16 protein-coding genes, 1 tRNA gene, 1 other RNA gene and 2 pseudogenes are annotated in these 16394 nt (G+C 32.1%); 10 read left to right on the forward strand and 10 right to left on the reverse strand.

The genetic code is table 11. From position 1 onward, the window contains the following. Positions 1 to 94, forward strand: a pseudogene (locus BIY23_RS05145) (IS5/IS1182 family transposase); the annotation flags it as partial. 358 nt (positions 95 to 452) lie between these two features. Here BIY23_RS05145 and prfB read toward each other — a convergent pair. Next, positions 453 to 1554 (reverse strand): peptide chain release factor 2 gene (gene prfB, locus BIY23_RS03800; protein ID WP_148115224.1). Its coding sequence is split into 2 segments (ribosomal slippage): positions 453 to 1487 and positions 1489 to 1554, totalling 1101 coding nucleotides; the frame shifts between segments, so codons are not numbered across the junction. Positions 1555 to 1690: 136 nt separating this feature from the next. On the opposite strand from prfB, the gene mgtE reads away from it, so the two are divergent. The 4 genes from mgtE (at position 1691) to BIY23_RS03820 (ending at position 5432) form a co-directional block, all read left to right on the forward strand. After that, positions 1691 to 3061, forward strand: coding sequence for a magnesium transporter (gene mgtE / locus BIY23_RS03805; protein ID WP_070065214.1), 1371 nt, complete (start codon positions 1691 to 1693; stop codon positions 3059 to 3061). 56 nt (positions 3062 to 3117) lie between these two features. Continuing rightward, positions 3118 to 4014 (forward strand): hypothetical protein, encoded by an 897-nt coding sequence (locus tag BIY23_RS03810; RefSeq protein ID WP_070065215.1) that lies wholly within the window; start codon positions 3118 to 3120, stop codon positions 4012 to 4014. Then, on the forward strand, positions 4011 to 4715 hold the full coding sequence (locus BIY23_RS03815; RefSeq protein ID WP_070065216.1) for a GH25 family lysozyme: 705 nt from the start codon (positions 4011 to 4013) through the stop codon (positions 4713 to 4715). The genes BIY23_RS03810 and BIY23_RS03815 overlap by 4 nt, the downstream gene beginning before the upstream one ends. A 69-nt stretch (positions 4716 to 4784) precedes the next feature. Beyond that, complete coding sequence (locus BIY23_RS03820; protein ID WP_070065217.1) at positions 4785 to 5432, forward strand: glycoside hydrolase family 25 protein; 648 nt, start codon at positions 4785 to 4787, stop codon at positions 5430 to 5432. Positions 5433 to 5477: 45 nt separating this feature from the next. Here the strand turns inward: BIY23_RS03820 and BIY23_RS03825 are convergent, their stop codons facing one another. The 3 genes from BIY23_RS03825 to BIY23_RS03835 all read right to left on the reverse strand — a co-directional run bounded on the left by BIY23_RS03825 (position 5478) and on the right by BIY23_RS03835 (position 7228). Further along, on the reverse strand, positions 5478 to 5942 hold the full coding sequence (locus tag BIY23_RS03825; RefSeq protein WP_070065218.1) for a hypothetical protein: 465 nt from the start codon (positions 5940 to 5942) through the stop codon (positions 5478 to 5480). A 62-nt stretch (positions 5943 to 6004) separates the two neighbouring features. Beyond that, positions 6005 to 6964 (reverse strand): AEC family transporter, encoded by a 960-nt coding sequence (locus BIY23_RS03830; protein WP_070065219.1) that lies wholly within the window; start codon positions 6962 to 6964, stop codon positions 6005 to 6007. 187 nt (positions 6965 to 7151) lie between these two features. Then, positions 7152 to 7228: transfer RNA gene (locus BIY23_RS03835), tRNA-Arg, on the reverse strand. A 67-nt stretch (positions 7229 to 7295) separates the two neighbouring features. Between BIY23_RS03835 and BIY23_RS03840 the strand changes: the two genes are divergently transcribed. Continuing rightward, a complete protein-coding gene (locus BIY23_RS03840; RefSeq protein ID WP_081326558.1) occupies positions 7296 to 8015 on the forward strand; it encodes an ABC transporter ATP-binding protein in 720 nt (239 codons plus the stop codon). A gap of 82 nt (positions 8016 to 8097) precedes the next feature. On the opposite strand, the gene pyrF is transcribed toward BIY23_RS03840, so the two are convergent. From pyrF to BIY23_RS03855, 3 genes and pseudogenes are all read right to left on the reverse strand, one after another. Beyond that, positions 8098 to 8784: an orotidine-5'-phosphate decarboxylase gene (gene pyrF / locus BIY23_RS03845; protein ID WP_081326559.1), complete on the reverse strand. Its 687-nt coding sequence runs from the start codon at positions 8782 to 8784 to the stop codon at positions 8098 to 8100. A gap of 11 nt (positions 8785 to 8795) precedes the next feature. After that, complete coding sequence (locus BIY23_RS03850; protein ID WP_070065220.1) at positions 8796 to 9263, reverse strand: hypothetical protein; 468 nt, start codon at positions 9261 to 9263, stop codon at positions 8796 to 8798. Between the two features lie 91 nt (positions 9264 to 9354). Further along, positions 9355 to 11757, reverse strand: a pseudogene (locus BIY23_RS03855) (valine--tRNA ligase). 115 nt (positions 11758 to 11872) lie between these two features. Here BIY23_RS03855 and BIY23_RS03860 point away from each other — a divergent pair. The 4 genes from BIY23_RS03860 to BIY23_RS03875 all read left to right on the forward strand — a co-directional run bounded on the left by BIY23_RS03860 (position 11873) and on the right by BIY23_RS03875 (position 13700). Further along, positions 11873 to 12367, forward strand: coding sequence for a hypothetical protein (locus tag BIY23_RS03860; RefSeq protein ID WP_070065221.1), 495 nt, complete (start codon positions 11873 to 11875; stop codon positions 12365 to 12367). A gap of 76 nt (positions 12368 to 12443) precedes the next feature. After that, on the forward strand, positions 12444 to 12926 hold the full coding sequence (locus tag BIY23_RS03865) for a hypothetical protein (RefSeq protein WP_070065222.1): 483 nt from the start codon (positions 12444 to 12446) through the stop codon (positions 12924 to 12926). Positions 12927 to 12950: 24 nt separating this feature from the next. Beyond that, positions 12951 to 13277, forward strand: a transfer-messenger RNA (tmRNA) gene (ssrA, locus tag BIY23_RS03870). A gap of 21 nt (positions 13278 to 13298) precedes the next feature. Continuing rightward, a complete protein-coding gene (locus BIY23_RS03875) occupies positions 13299 to 13700 on the forward strand; it encodes a ClpXP protease specificity-enhancing factor SspB (protein ID WP_070065223.1) in 402 nt (133 codons plus the stop codon). Between the two features lie 68 nt (positions 13701 to 13768). Here BIY23_RS03875 and BIY23_RS03880 read toward each other — a convergent pair whose 3' ends face one another. The 3 genes from BIY23_RS03880 to BIY23_RS03890 all read right to left on the reverse strand — a co-directional run. After that, positions 13769 to 15181: an NAD(P)H-dependent flavin oxidoreductase gene (locus tag BIY23_RS03880; protein WP_070065267.1), complete on the reverse strand. Its 1413-nt coding sequence runs from the start codon at positions 15179 to 15181 to the stop codon at positions 13769 to 13771. A 52-nt stretch (positions 15182 to 15233) separates the two neighbouring features. Then, positions 15234 to 15677 carry an rRNA maturation RNase YbeY gene (ybeY, locus tag BIY23_RS03885; RefSeq protein ID WP_070065224.1) on the reverse strand — a complete coding sequence of 148 codons (444 nt, stop codon included), beginning with the start codon at positions 15675 to 15677 and terminating at the stop codon, positions 15234 to 15236. A 7-nt stretch (positions 15678 to 15684) separates the two neighbouring features. Then, positions 15685 to 16394, reverse strand: a 710-nt coding sequence (locus BIY23_RS03890; RefSeq protein WP_148115229.1) for a cell division protein FtsZ, incomplete at its 5' end; no start/stop codon positions are given.

A 16394-nucleotide genomic window follows, 5' to 3' on the forward strand; every position in this document is an offset into this window, starting at 1 on the left:
CTGCATAATTGATGCACAAAGTGTCAAAAACAGAGATACTGCTAAAGAGAAAGGGTATAAAAAGGTAAAGCACCATATTGCAGTAGATACGCAACGCATGCAATTTACGTGACAACAGACTGATCGGAGCGGTGCTATAGAAATGATGCAAGAGAAAACCTTTTGGAGATTAGTAGTTGATTCATGGAGAGAATTTTGCACAACTAAGATAAAAAATTATGAACAGGTTCTCAGTCCTCGTTTATTTAGTTTGTTTTTATTAGGGTCTCGATACGCTTCCATTCTTCATCGCTTAGATCATCTGAATAAGCTTTTCTTTTCTCTTGCATTTTTTCTCATACAAAATTAATCAAACCTGTATTTTGCTTAGTCTGACTTTCAAGACACCCTATAATGATATTCAACACACAAAGCAAAAGTTGCTAATGCTAATGTAATGCATTGATATTAGATTAGAAAGGAGATAACATACTAATTATGAAACAGTCTATATTACCATCAAATACAGAGTTTATATTACCTACTTCATATCCAGTTCTAAGATCTTTAACCATTTGATATGGGTGCATAATATATGATCTAATCTGATTGCCCCATCCTATATTACATTTTTTACCGTATTCTTCAGCCATTTTTTGCTCCTTCTTTTCTAATTCAATCTGATATAAGCGGCCTTTCAATAGTTTAAATGCTTCATCCTTATTTTTATGTTGAGAACGACTATTTTGACATTGCACTACAATACCTGTAGGCATGTGCGTTATACGTACTGCACTTTCAGTCTTATTAACATGCTGTCCTCCTGCGCCAGAGGCACGGTAAGTATCGATTTTTAGATCTTTTTCATCTATAATAATACAAATTGAATCCTTAATAACTGGAGTAACTCCTACGCTTGCAAAGCTAGTATGACGTTTACCATTTGAATCAAATGGTGAAATTCTTACAAGTCTATGTATACCACTTTCACTTTTTGCCCATCCATAAGCTTTTTCACCTATAATTTTTAGCGTTGTAGATTTAATACCAACCGATTCACCATCCAGTTTTTCTATTATTTCTACTTTGAAATTATGATAAATCTCTGCCCACCTTATATATAGACGCATGAGCATTGCTGCCCAATCATTACTTTCAGTACCACCAGCACCTGAATGAATTTCTATGAAACAGTCATTATTATCCACTTCACCGTTGAACAAAGATTCGGTTTTTTGATACTGAATTTGCTTTTCCAGCTTAATTAATTCTTCTTCAATTGCAGAAAACAGCTGTTGATCATTTTCATCAATAGCACACCTCATAAGGTCAATACTACTGCTATAATCGCTTTCTAGCTTGCAAAACGACTCTATACTATCTTTAATATTCGCACGTTCACGTAATATCTCTTGCGCCCTCTTATTATCTTGCCATAGATTATCATCTGCAGACTGAGCTTCTAGCTCTTCAAGACGCAATTTTAATTTATCTATGTCAAAGGCACCTCCTAATAAGAGAAACACTCTCGTTTAAATTTTGAAAGTATTCAAAAATTTCTGAATCAGTTTTCATTAAGCTTTAGATTTTAACACATTTATTATTAATAATAATAACAATAAACAAAATAAAAATTTAACCATATAGTAGTTAATTTGAAATAATCCTATTATACTCTAATAATAAAGGAAATCAAGTTTAAGGTGTAATTATGGAAGATTCTCACTATGGTTTAGATCAAGCGATCATTAATGAACTGAAAGAGTTAATTGATGATCATAAATTAAGTGATGTTCATGATATCATAAAAAAAATAGATAGTGTTCAATTAGCATATTTTTTATCAACCGCAATTAATGACCATAGGGAAAAGCTGATTAATATTCTTGATCAAGATTCGTTAAGAAATGCACTAGTACATGTAGTGCCAGATTTGTGTGTAGAAATTATAGAAACGCTAGGTATACAAAGTGCAGCAGAATTATTATCTGGCTTAAATGCAGAAGATATAGTTGCTATAATGAAAGATCTAGATAAAAAATCTATAGAAAACATACTTTACTATTTACCTGATAAAATAAAAGAATCAGTTCAAGAGTTACTGTCATATCCAGAAGAAAGCGCTGGGAGGCTCATACATAAAAATATGGTTATTGCTCCATATTACTGGACGATCAATCAATTAACTGAATATCTGCGTAATCATAAGAAAAAAATACCAGAAAGTTTTTATCAAATCTTTATTATTAACTCAAGGTTAGAGCCAATTGGTAGTGTTGACCTAAGTAAGATTATATCTAGCTCAGGAGACACTATAATACAAGATATCATGAGTTATGATATCAAAATCATTAAAACTGGTGTGGATCAAGAAGAAGTTGCAAGGTTATTCCAGGATTACTCTCTTGTCTCTGCTCCAGTAGTAAACAAACGTGGCAAAATTATTGGAGTGATTTTGATTGAGGATGTCATTAAAGTAGTACAACAAGAAACAGAAGAAGATGCATTAAAAATCGGTGGTGTACTATCTCAGACAGATATTAACGCTTCTGTGTCTAAGACCATAATGACAAGACTGCCATGGTTATTATTTAACCTTTTAGCTGCAACTTTATGCTCAATAGTAATAGGATTTTTCGAACATACAATAGAGAGTTTTATAATATTACCTATAATAATGCCTATTATCGCTTCAATGAGTGGAAATTCAGGATCTCAAACAGTGACTTTAACGATTAGAGCACTTGCAACAAAACGTTTAACTGAACAAAACACAAAGAGGATATTAGTAAAGGAATTTTTCATTGGTTTGATCAATGGAGTTATTTTATCTGCTATTTCACTAATAGTAATATCTTTAAGGTTTCATGACTTTAAAACGGAAATAATTTTCGCAGTTTCAATGATTACGATGTCAGTGATTGCGACATTTACAGGAGCTTTTATTCCTATAATATTAAACCGTTTAAAATCTGACCCTGCAATCTCCTCTTCTATTCTCACATCAGCCACAACTGATATTCTCTCAGCATTGATATTTTTTGGACTAGCCACAATAGTTTTGCTGAATAATTATTATTGACACTTAAATAGTTATTGAAGTACACTACAGCTTTATTGACTATAAGGAGACCTAAAATGAAAGGCGTTGCTATATCACATCATGATAATATAGATAATGGTAAGATTATGGATAAGTCGCTAGGCATATACTACAAAATGGGCATTACTGTGTCACATCATAACAATAGGAATGAAATTAGCAGTGAAGAGTTCAAAAAATATAAAGAACTGGGTCTGCCAGTTGTAGAATATAATAATAAAAATTTTCTCTATAATACCATTAACTGGAAAGAATTATTACAAGAACATCCAGAATACAAATTCTTTTCCATAAAATTAGGTGAAGGGAGCAACATGCAAGATTCAAAATGTACAGAAAACTTTAAAGCAATAGAAGACGCAAAAGCAGAAATAGGTAGCGATATTGAAATTAATCTATTTTATGTGCCTACAATGAAATCTAGCACTCAAATGCAGCTTAATAATATTTATAACACTACTTCTTTAATTAAGTTTAATAAAGAGGCTAATAAATTATTTATTTGTGCTACAACAAATCCTGACCTCAAGGGAAAAGAATACTCTAATATTAACAGGGCTAAAATGTTACATAATCTATTAACTCAATTAAAGAACGAGGAATATAATGTTGTTATACACGTTAGAATTGAGAATTTAGCTCAAGGCAATGATTGGGATAAGTATTATGGTCAAGATGAATTAGATTTTTCTGAATTTCCTCTGTCTATTTCACGTGAAGAAGGCAGAACAGTTTCTACACCTGACATTGAGGCCTTAACACCTCAGCATTGGGCAAGTAAAGGAAAACAGCCTGTTTATGTGGAACATGATACTTGGGAAAGAAATAATCAAGTAATACAACAATATTTTCTGCCTACAAAGCTTTTAGAAGAAGTGGGAGTTCGTTCGGCAGCATCTAACATTCAAAGTAAAGGAGGACAAGATATATGAAACGTGGTATTACTACATCTCATCATGATGAGGGGGGTTATAATGTCAACACAAAGACTTGCGATAAGGGTACGCATATTGATATAGATAAGGTCCGTCATAAAGTTGAGCAAGGAGAAATAGATTATTGGTTTACTAAAATCACTGAAGGACAAAGCTGGCAAGATACAAAATTTAGGGAGATTTTCCCTAAAATTAAAGCAATCAATGGCATTGAGGCAGGTGTTTTTCATGTATTTAGAATGACCTCTACACCAGAGGAGCAATTTCAAAATATAACGTCACAACTGAGTTTAATTGATTTTAAACCTGATGTTGATAAATTAATCATTTGTACTACTACAGTTTCAATAGAGAAAGATAAAAAACCTAATGGTCAAGAATATACTCAGCAGGAGAGATCTGATAGTTTACGTTCTTTGCTTGGGCAACTAAAATTAAGTGGATACAACCTCGTTCTGCATGTTTTAAAAACAGAAGAGTGGAATATGTATTATACACATGATGCTGATCTTGCGCAATATCCTCTATGTCTTCCTTATATAGACAAGATGGCGCTACAAATTCCTCATGGATGGGAAAAATGCGACTACTGGAATATGGATAAGCAGAGTGTTATTAATCGTCCATTAACTGAAATGAAATGGCCAGTACTAGAACATGTATATAATTATGTGCATAATCAATGTAGTATACAATAATATTCTACTATAGTAAGTGATTTTTAATATATTGATAATATAATCAATGTTTTATGATAGGAGTATAATATGAGAAAAGGAATTGATGTATCTCACTGGAATGGAAATATTAATTGGGGAAAAGTTGCTGCTAAAGATGTTGATTTTGCGTTTGCTAAGTCAACCGAAGGTCAAGCTGTTCGGGACAATACATTTCAAGAAAACTTTAAAGGAATGAAGGATAACGATATTAAAGCTGGTGCATACCATGTATTCAGGATGACCTCCTCACCTGAAGATCAAGCTGATAACATAAATCATGTCTTATCTCAAGCAAATTTTGATAAGCAAAATGATAAATTGGCTATAAGTGCTACTACTGGAATATGTGCGAAGCCAGGGGACACAAAATGTGATGACCCTAGTCAACATACTAATCAAGAAAGAGCTAATAATTTATATGAATTATTAACAAAACTAGAAGGAGATGGATATCACCCAATGATATATGCATCTCCAAAAACTTGGAATGACTATTTTTATACTCAGCATGGCCATGACTTTTCTGAATACCCTTTATGGGTTGCTCATTGGGGTGTGCCTACTCCTACAATACCTCATGATTGGGCAAACGCAGGTAAGAATTATACTGTTTGGAATTATACTGATAATGGTGTAGTTGATGGCATTGAAGGTAAAGTATGTGAAGATATTTGGGCTCCTGCAACTACAGCATAGGGTCCAAAAGACACTAATGTATATTTATACATTAGTGTCTTTTGGTTATAATATGCTTCTTCTAAAGTTGTTATATTTTTCTACCGTAGTAGATTGTAGTGGAACTGAGTGGGAAAGGTCTTTTCTGATGTTTAATGGTCTATCTCCTTTACCAAGTTGATTTAGCTCTATATTACTAATTTTATCTACTATATCCTTTTCTTCTATTAAAAGAGTCAAGCTATTTCCACTCACGCTATAGTTGTCAATATTATCTAGACTTTTCTTACTGACATGACAACTTCTTGATATATCATACCTAGCTATAGCGTTGATTAGTTTTTTATTATGATATACTGGTTCTAAAAAACTTTCATCGTGATGTTTTGCTTGATTTATGGCTTGTTTTATAATTGATTCTACTTTATGTAAAAGTTCTTTATATAGCTTATTGTCAAGCAGTCTATCGCTTAATGTCTTCTTAATATATTTTTCTAAGTAGTTTTGTAATGTATTACGTGTTGTACTCATGATACACCTCCTCTAAGACACACTGAAATATTTTACACATTGAAAGGTTAATGTTAAGTTAATTAAATATGCATAGATAGAAAAAACAGTTTGGCAAAAAATAATGATATTACTAAAGGTACGTAAAATAATCCTACTGTTACACTGATAAAAAGCAATAGCGCAACTCTATCAGGCTTATAGTTTAAAATGTTAGCAAGTATTATACTAGATCCAGAAACTGGAATAATTGCCAATAGTATGAGCGCCTTATATATCTTCTCATCATATATTTTAATTATATACTTATCCAGTAATACAATACTTAAAACAAATAATGGCCACAATATATATTTCACCATTATCGTGGTAAATGCAATTTTCCAATCTATTTTAAAATTTGTAATTTGTGCAATACATATTCCCAATAACATCATTCCTAGTGTAACAAACGTGCCCCTAATACTTACCATGCAATCTGACAAAAAATGTGGTATATGTACATCAAATATGCTCAAAATAAAGCCCAATAACATTGCATAAGAAGAAGGTATCTTAAACAACTTAAATAAACATTCCTTTTTGGTATATATGCCATTTGCAGCTATATAAAACCCTAAACTATTTTCAAAAAGAAGCATTCCTATATAACATACTATATATGCAGATATAGTATGTTCATCAAATTGTAGGGCCACAGCTATTGGTAGACCAAAATAACCCATACTCGTGCTACCAGAACTAAACGCTAGTATATTCTTAGTATTGTCCTTAAATACAAAAGATGAAATATAGTATACCATTAAAGACATTACACTGCCTATACATAAAATTAAAATTGGTAGAAAAGCAACTTGCAGACTTACGTCTATTCTAGATACTCCATATAATACTACTAACGGGTTGATTATATAAAAAAGTATTTCAGATATAGTATTTTTATCAATTTTAAGACATTTTCCTGACAAATAACCAATAAATATTATCATATAAATAGGTAATATCTTCAGAAAAAGCGTGAAAAATAAAGAAGCTTGGAACATACTAGATAATTATTACTAAATAAGATTAGATCGTAAGATTTGAGAAAAGTAAATAAAATTTGGATGAAATTAAATGTAAGCACTAACTGCTCAAATTAAATTTTGGTTTTATCATTTTTTGATTTCAAAAACACGTTTGAACACAAATAAAAACTTAGAAAAAGATATCTTATCTACTTAATAAACATGGTGGGACTAGTGCGATTCGAACGCACGACCTTCGGATTAGGAATCCAACGCTCTATCCTACTGAGCTATAGTCCCATTAAAAAAACTTCTATATTTTACTAATATAATGCTATTATAATGAAATCATTGAAATTAATAAACGATGCTGATTAATAATGTAAATTACCACTATGGTAGTAACGACAGCTTTGCTTTACGTAATATAAATATTAGAGTACAAAAAGGCAGTGTGGTCTGTTTGTTTGGACATTCTGGTTGTGGTAAATCAACTATCTTAAAGCTAGTTACAGGAATAGAAAATCCACAATGTGGTTCTATCACCATTGATAGCAAACTAGTTGCAGGTAATAATCAATGTGTTGCCATAGAAAATAGAAATGTTGGACTAATTTTTCAGCATCCAGCATTGTTTCCTCATAAAACAGTAGTAGAAAATATAACTTTTGCCATCAAAAATTTTAATAAAAAAGAAAAATACAGCATTGCTTTAGAAATACTAGAATTATTAAATATAAAACAATATGAAAATGTGTACCCTAAAGCCCTATCTGGAGGACAACAGCAGTTAGTAACAATAGCGAGAGTAATAGCACAAAACCCTGATGTGGCATTGCTTGATGAACCATTTGCCAGTTTAGACATACTACTTAAGTACCAAACCAGACAGTATATACTATCACTTTTTAGAAGAAGAAACATTCCTGTATTAATGGTCACACATGACCCGCAAGAAGCATTAGAAATTTCGGACTTCATTTATATTATGCAAAACGGTAGAATTATACAGTCCGATACACCAAGAAGCCTGCCTCAAAACTTTTGGGAAATCACACAGGATTGTATGAATTTTTCTGAGATCTAATAGATCTTTTGCGAAACAGAAAATGATTGCAAAAGCGTAAAAATAGTTATTTCTGCTCTCTATCTATTGCAATAGTCTCTTGTTATATATAACGTAATGAGTTAAGGATTAATTCAGCACTTCTCACAAGATCACCACTTTCTGTAATAGGTCTGCCTATAACAATATAGTCAGCACCAAAAGTAATTGCTTCTCGTGGTGTCGTTGTTCTTTTTTGATCATTATTATTAGAATCTATACGAATCCCAGGAGTAATAATATTGAACTCCTCACCACATTCTCTACGTATTTCTTGCACTTCTAGTGCAGAACAGACAACTCCGTGTAAGCCAGATATTTTTGCAAGTTTTGCAAGTAAAATAACTTGCGATCTTACTTCCTTTTCTACTCCACATTGTTTCAGATCATTATCATTCATACTGGTCAATACAGTGACTCCAATTAATTTTATTTCTGTATTTTGTACAACATTTAATGCATCATGTAGCATTTGTATACCGCCAGCAATGTGTAATGTTAACATTCTAATATTTAAATTTTTTATTACTTTAATCGATTTAGCTACAGTATTAGGAATATCATGCAATTTTATATCTAAAAAAATTGGTATACCACATTTACTAATTTCTTCTATTCCAGATAGACCACAAGCAGTAAAAAATTCCAAGCCAAGTTTTATCATTCCTACTTTACCACGCAAAGCTTGAACAATAAGCATAGCTTTATTCAAGTCACTTGTATCTAATGCACAGATTATTGGATTAGCCACGCGCACGACTACTACCTACAATCTAGATCTGACACCTTATTAAGGTTGCTTCTTTTCTGCCCTTTCTCTAACTCTTGCTTAGCATTCTCATTAAATTTATCAGTTGATAAAAGGAATACATTAAATGAATCTAGTAACTCATTCATAGACTTTTTTAACTTTCGTATTTTATTGTTACTTTCCTTTAATTTTTCCTCACACATAATATACTGCATCTTTAATGCTTGTGATTCTTCCACTAAATTACGTTCTTTTCTAATAAGATTTTTACATTTTAATTCTGTTATTTCATCTTGTAACATTTGATTATCCTCTTTAAGCTGATTGTTTCTACCAATCTTATATGCAGCTACCATAATCACTAAAGTTGACAATAGATACAATGCTAAAGCTACAGGAGAAGTAATATAATGAATGTTGTATACTGTAAGCGTTAAAACAGTAGCGGTACCAGCTATAAAATAAGATGCATTTTTCATTTTTGTCCTCTTAACAAAATATTAAATATAGCCACGTATATTAAAGACAACCCCACACTACAGAAATTAAAATACCTTGATACTAGAAACATCAAGCTAGTATATTTACTATATATTTTTCATTATCATCTACAGAGTTACTCCACTCAACTGCTTCAGCATTACAAACTGCTTGCAAATCATTCTCTACAGATCTGCTTAATTGACTATTTGTTTTGATCAACAATTTCTTTATACAGGACTTAATCGAGAGATTATTATCTGCCTTAAGTTTTCTTACTATGCTTAATATTTGTACACAATTATCTCCTTCTATTTCTGAAAATTGATCGTAAATGGATACCTCTGGCCAGTTACCTCTATTATGTATAGAATTACTACTATACAACTTACTATATATTTCTTCTGTAATATATGGTAAAAATGGTGCGAATAAACGGAGAATTATATTTAACGCATATGCTAAACTCTGTTTTGCACTGACTTCTCTTCCATATGCACGCTTTTTCACTAACTCTAAATAATTATCGCAAAAATCCTTCCAGAAAAACTCCTCTATTGTTTCTAATGATTCACAGTATTTAAACTGTAATAAATAATCCGTCACCTTTTTCACTACTTTGTACAGCTTAGACAATATCCATTTATCTATAGTTTCTTATTTTAATTCTAGATTCAACTCTTGATTATTTTCAATAAATATAGAAACAAACTTACTTGCATTCCACAATTTTATCACCAAACGTTTGCCAACCTTAAAAATATTTTCAGAAAAAATTGTATCCACTCCAAGTCTTGAATTTGCAGCCCAGTAACGTACTACATCTGCACCATATATATCAAGTATTGATTGAGGAGTAACAATATTTCCTTTTGATTTACTCATCTTTTTCTTATCATCAGCTAAACACCAACCGCTAATCATAATATTTTTCCATGGCAGCAAATCTACATGATATTGTGCTTTTACAATTGTATAAAATGCCCAAGTGCGTATTATCTCATGACTTTGGCATCTTAAATCTGCAGGAAAAATTTTATTATTTATTAGATTATTTTCTAAACCAAATTCTTTATTGATTGCACGCAGATTTAATAGAGGTGTAATCGCACTTGTTGCCCATGTATCCATTACATCTTGATCTGCAATCACTTCTTCTTTACTATATCCTATTGGGATGTAGCTCAATGGATTTATAGGAAGTTCGTTCATTGCAGGTAAAATTATTTTGCCTTCTTCATCCTTACGTTTGGAATACAAAACTGGAAATGGTACACCAAAATAGCGTTGTCGTGAAATACACCAATCCCAATTTAATCCTTCCACCCATATCTCCATGCGTTTTCTCATGGATTCTGGATTCCAATTACACTCTCGTACTTTTTTAAGTATTTGATCTCTTTGATCTAAGATTTTAATAAACCACTGATACGTCGGTAATATTTCGAGAGGTGCTCCAGATCTTTCTGCACATTTAACAGAATGAGTAATAGCTATGCTGTTTATAAGCAAATTCTGAGCTGTTAAGATATCAATAATCTTTTTTCTTGCTACAGAAACTTTCAGCCCATTGATAAGTATCTCTTTTTTATTTAATAAATTTATTCTACCACCCTGATCAATAATAATTTTTATTGGTAAATTATGCTTTTGTTGCCAATACACATCCAGTTCATCACCAAATGTACAACACATAACAAGTCCTGTACCCTTATCTATTTTTACCCTGTCATCAGCAACTATTGGCACTCTTTCTTGTGTGATTGGCACTATAGCCTCTCTTTTATCGTCAATCAGATGAGAATAACGTTTATCATTTGGATGACATAAGACAGCAACACATGCAGGTAGCAATTCAGGGCGTGTAGTTGCTATATGAATTTGTTCATTTGCTTCAGTTAGAAAAACTATTGTATTTAACCTTGATTCAAAATCTTTATCCTCTATTTCTGCTTGTGCAATTGCAGTCCTATCAACTGGATCCCATAAAATAGGTTGCATTTTTCTATATATATACCCCTTATTGTATAAATCAATAAATGACATTTGAGAAAGCGCGATAGAGTCTTTACTAATTGTGTGATATTCTAGATCCCAATCGTAGCTAATACCTACAGCTTTGAATAATTCAGTGAATTTTTGTTTTGAATTATTAATCACTGTGTAGCACATTTTTGTAAATTCCTCTCTGCCTACTTCCTGAGCACGCACGCTATAAGTCTGCTCAACTAGTCTTTCAGTAGGAAGCCCGTTATCGTCAAAACCTATTGGATAAAAAACATTTTTTCCTAACATCCTCTGAAAGCGTGCAATGAAATCTGTATGGCAATAACTGAATATATGACCAATATGTAATTTCCCTGATATTGTAGGTGGAGGAGTATCAATGACAAAATTATTATTTCCGCTGCTATCCCACTTGTATATTTTTTTATTTTCCCATGACTTGCTATGTTTATATTCAAATTCTCTAAAATTATACTCTCCCAGCATATGTATTACCTATTAACGTTCACTACATTAACACAAATTCAATAATATAAAAAATTAATTGCTAATCTAGCAGAATTTGCTAGACTATTAGTAGGATAATTTAAGAAGGTTACATATGCTTGCCCTATTGTTAGGTATTTCTATTTTTTTAATCAATGCTACTAATAAGATAATAATGTGTTCAGCTTTTTTCACATTATCTTTATTCATCACTAATATAATTACGGAATCATATAGTAAAAAGAAAGCTATAAGTGTTTTAACGTTCTGTGTGCTTGTGAATGCTGCTTTAGCATGGCAAAAGTTTAATGTAATGTTGGTAATTTACTTTGCATCACTACTTTTTTCATTTTATTGTAGTGTAAATTTACTTGAAAGACTGAAACCGCAGTTAAATTTTTCAATAAGAAATTATATTAGTTCCATTATATCTGTGCTAATCGACGTTGGCATTTTAACTGTTGTTCATTTATTAATAGGTCAATTCCCTCTGTATAATGTTATTACAATAGGGGCAAAAAGTTTAATTTATAAAGTATTATATACATCAATAATCAGTTTTGCTGTTTCTATTTCATCAAAAATGTCCAGGCAAGAAGTGAAAGCGTAAACTGCTTCTATGATTATTGTACTAGGTTATTAATGATGTATATAGAGTAGATGGTTAGTTAATAAAGGAGGTAAATATGTTTAATCGTTTTTGTGATGATCTTTTCTATGATGAAGAAATAGCATTGATTTACACGTTACGCACAGAAATTGCATTGATAGGAGCAGTAGTAGGAGCTGTTTTAGGTTTAATATTAAGTAAGTTAGCTCTTTCCCCCCCCATTGTTGGAGGGTTAGTTGGAGTTATTATTCCACTATTGGTTACGTCATTGTGGATAACAGCATCGATGTCTCAGGAAGAGGATGTAGAAAAAGCCGTAAATACACAGTATATTGGAATGGAAGAAAAATTAAAAAGTCAAAACATAAAAGATAATGTGTACTTATTTGGTATGTGCCTTGCTAGTATTGCTATCGGCAGTATAGTTGATGCATTTGCACATTATCTTATAATTGAGATGATGCTAGAAGGAATTTTAGCCAGCATAATAAAAGTTCTAGCGTGTACAACAATAGGGGGGCAACAGCACCAATATCAAGCCTGTTATTGTCAGTGTTAATAATACAGCCTATATTTAATCGCAGTGTTTGACATTTGTTTTATACTTTTGTATACTTACAATGTATATTATTTATACTATGGCAATAAACTTACCGTGCAATAGGTGTATTGGACCCGAGGGCAGTACTCGGCGCCTCCACAAATTAGGGGGGGTGTATTAGGATCGACATGCATAGTAAAGATGGTGATTTTGCTCGGTTAGACACCACCGATAAGAGTTCATAATTTAAAAGCAAACGATAATTTTGCTGCAGATAGTAATGAACTTTCTCTTGCTGCTTAATATAGCACAATCGGTTTATTACTAAAGCACGGTTTGGGAAACACCGGGTAACAGAAGTTTCCCACATAAATTTTTTTAGATAGTTTTATGAGTATAGATGGTTATAGGCAATCGCTTAATTCTATAAAATTTCAGATAATAAAAAAAGCTCTGGTAGCTTTATCTATATATAATTTTACTCCTCATTTGGAAATACTATTTTTTACAGGCAGTAAGAATGTAGTGATGCCAGATTATTTAAAGAAGTTATACCCTAATCAAATGCTTATTGTATTGCAACATCAATTTTATAACCTTAAAGTTTTTGAAGATAAATTCAGTGTTAACTTAAGTTTTAATGGCAAACAAGAACAAATGGTTATACCATTTGCAGCAATTAGTAAATTCTATGATAAAATATCGGAAGACATATTAAACTTTGCCAGTGGAAAGTTAAATAATTCTTCTGATAATATTATTTCAATAGACAAGTTACGTAGTGATCAATAAATTTATATTACTTTTTTAAGGTTAATCTAAGTACTTATTCTGTAGTGAGCATGAAATCTTTTATAAAGTTAATTCCCACTCAATATTCTGTCTACTAATTCTTTTATCTTTGGTATGTAGCCATCTTTATAAAACGGATCTTTCTTAAATTTATATACATTATGTCCAGAAAACATTAATTCATTGTGAATATCACCATTATGTATAATATTTTGTAAAGTTTTTTGTATACAAAAACTCCGTGGATCAGGCTTACGTCCTGTTGAATAATTATCATGGTCTTTCCAATTACTAAACAAGCAATGGCTTAAACATCCCATACAATTCACTTGATCACGTCTTATCTCTTCAAATTTATCGCGTGTAACAAAGATAATTGTTGAATCAGGAGTTTTCATTATTTCAGTGTACCCTGCTTTAATCCATTTATCCGTTAGTTTTGCATCATTTTTGGTAATATAAATTTTTCTATTTCTTACACCAGTTGCTAACTCACTGTTAAATTCTTCATCAGCACTTTCTGAAAATTTTATTTGACGTAAGTTCCGCTCCTGCAACTCACGTATAAAGTTATTTTTTACTGCAGATGAGTAAAATCCTGTTGGGCTGAATTTATTTAAAAATACATCACCCTCTTCTAAAGTTAATAACTTTTTTTTCCATTCTAAAGAAATTGGGCTTTCTTCAGTTAACAGTGGACGCGTCCCAAACTGAAAAGCTACAGGCCCCACTTGCGGATTATCAAACCAATTCTCCCAATCTTTTAAATGCCATACTCCTCCAGCCACTATTATAGGTGTTTTTGTTAGATTAGCTTCATTCATAAATAATCTCAATTCAATAATTCTTGCAAGTGGAGCTTGCGGTAATTCTGGATTTTCAGTATTGCTTAACCCATTATGTCCACCTGCAAGCCATGGATCTTCATAAACTACACCACCAAGTAAACGTGATGATATTTTTTGATATGTACGCTTCCACAATGCCTTAAATGCACGTACTGAAGAAATAATAGGATAATAATACACCTCATATTTTGCTGCAATTTCTGCAAGTTTATACGGCATACCAGCACCGCAAGTAATACCGTGAATTAAGCCTTTCGCTCCCTCCAGGATACCATGCAGTACTCGTTCAGCAGCACCCATTTCCCATAATACATTCATATGTATCCTTCCACGACCTCCAGATAGTACATTTGCTATTTTTGCCTGGCTAATACCTGCCTTAATACTATACTCAATCAGCTCATTGTGTTTATCATACCTTGTCTTACATTTGTAAATTAATGGAACTAATTCCCCATTATCATTAATCAGTTTAGCATTTACACCAGAAAATGTTCCTACAGCATCTGCTGCAGCAAACGCTCCACTAGTTCTGCCATCACTAATTGCGATACCCTTGCCTCCTTCTATTATTGGCCATACTGCCTTTCCAGAAATAATTATCTTTTTTATTTTACCTATCAAAGTATCCATGTTCATCCACTCACCTATTTTACTTGATTATCTTGAATTACTACAGCTTTTTTCAGAGGTATGAGTCAAGCACAATCAAAATTTTGTGCTCCAAGTCTTTCATTATTATTTCTTCTTTTCGTGTCGTATGATCATAACCCAGTAGATGCAATAACCCATGTATCAACATATGTGCAATATGCTCAAAAATAGGAATATTATACTCGTATGATTCCTTTTTTATTGTATCTATTGAAATCGCTATATCCCCTAAATCACACTTATACGATAAATGTTCACAAGGAAATGATAATACATTGGTTGATGCATCAATTTTTCGAAATTTTAAATTAAGTTGACGTATAAAAAAATCATTAGCTAAAGCTATTGAAATATTTGGCTTATAATGTGCTATGTTTAATGTATGTAATGCAGTGCCCATAATACCTAGTACAAAATCCTTTGGCTTTTTAATTAAACTGTACCACCCATGTGCCACAACATTTATTTCTAACACAATACACTTATCTTTTTTTCCTTCTCAAGTAGGCAGGTATATCGTAAACATTACCATTCCATTTCATTTTTTCTGCCTGCTCTACATTTTTCTGAGTAGTACCTTGCTTCTCTTTTTGTTCAGTTTGACTATAAGACCACTTAAATTTTTCTTTATCGCCTTTACTTTGACCAGTATCCGTATCTACATAATCTACATCGCTATCAATTCCAGTTGCAAGTACAGAAACCCGTATTCTGCCTTCCATTTCTTCATCAAAAGTTGCACCAAATATTATATTTGCATTTTCATCTACCTCTTCACGTACCCTATTTGCTGCAGAATCTACTTCAAATAAAGTCATATCTAAACCGCCAGTAATATTAATAAGTATACCTCGAGCACCTTTCATTGATACATTATCAAGTAAAGGGTTAGATATTGCAGCCTCTGCAGCATTAATCGCCCTATCCTCTCCTTCTGCTTCCCCAGTACCAATCATTGCTTTACCCATTTCACTCATTACCGTTTCTATATCAGCAAAGTCAAGATTGATTAGCCCTGGCATCACCATTAGATCAGTTACGCCTCTAATACCTATGTGTAACACATTATCGGCAAGCTGAAACGCCTCAGAGAAAGTTGTGTTTTCATCTGCAATTCTAAATAAGTTTTGATTAGGAATCACAATAAGCGTATCCACATGTTTTTGTAGCTCTTCCAAGCCAAGTTCAGCTA

The organism is Wolbachia pipientis, from assembly GCF_001752665.1.
Classification (GTDB): Bacteria; Pseudomonadota; Alphaproteobacteria; order Rickettsiales; family Anaplasmataceae; genus Wolbachia; species Wolbachia pipientis_A.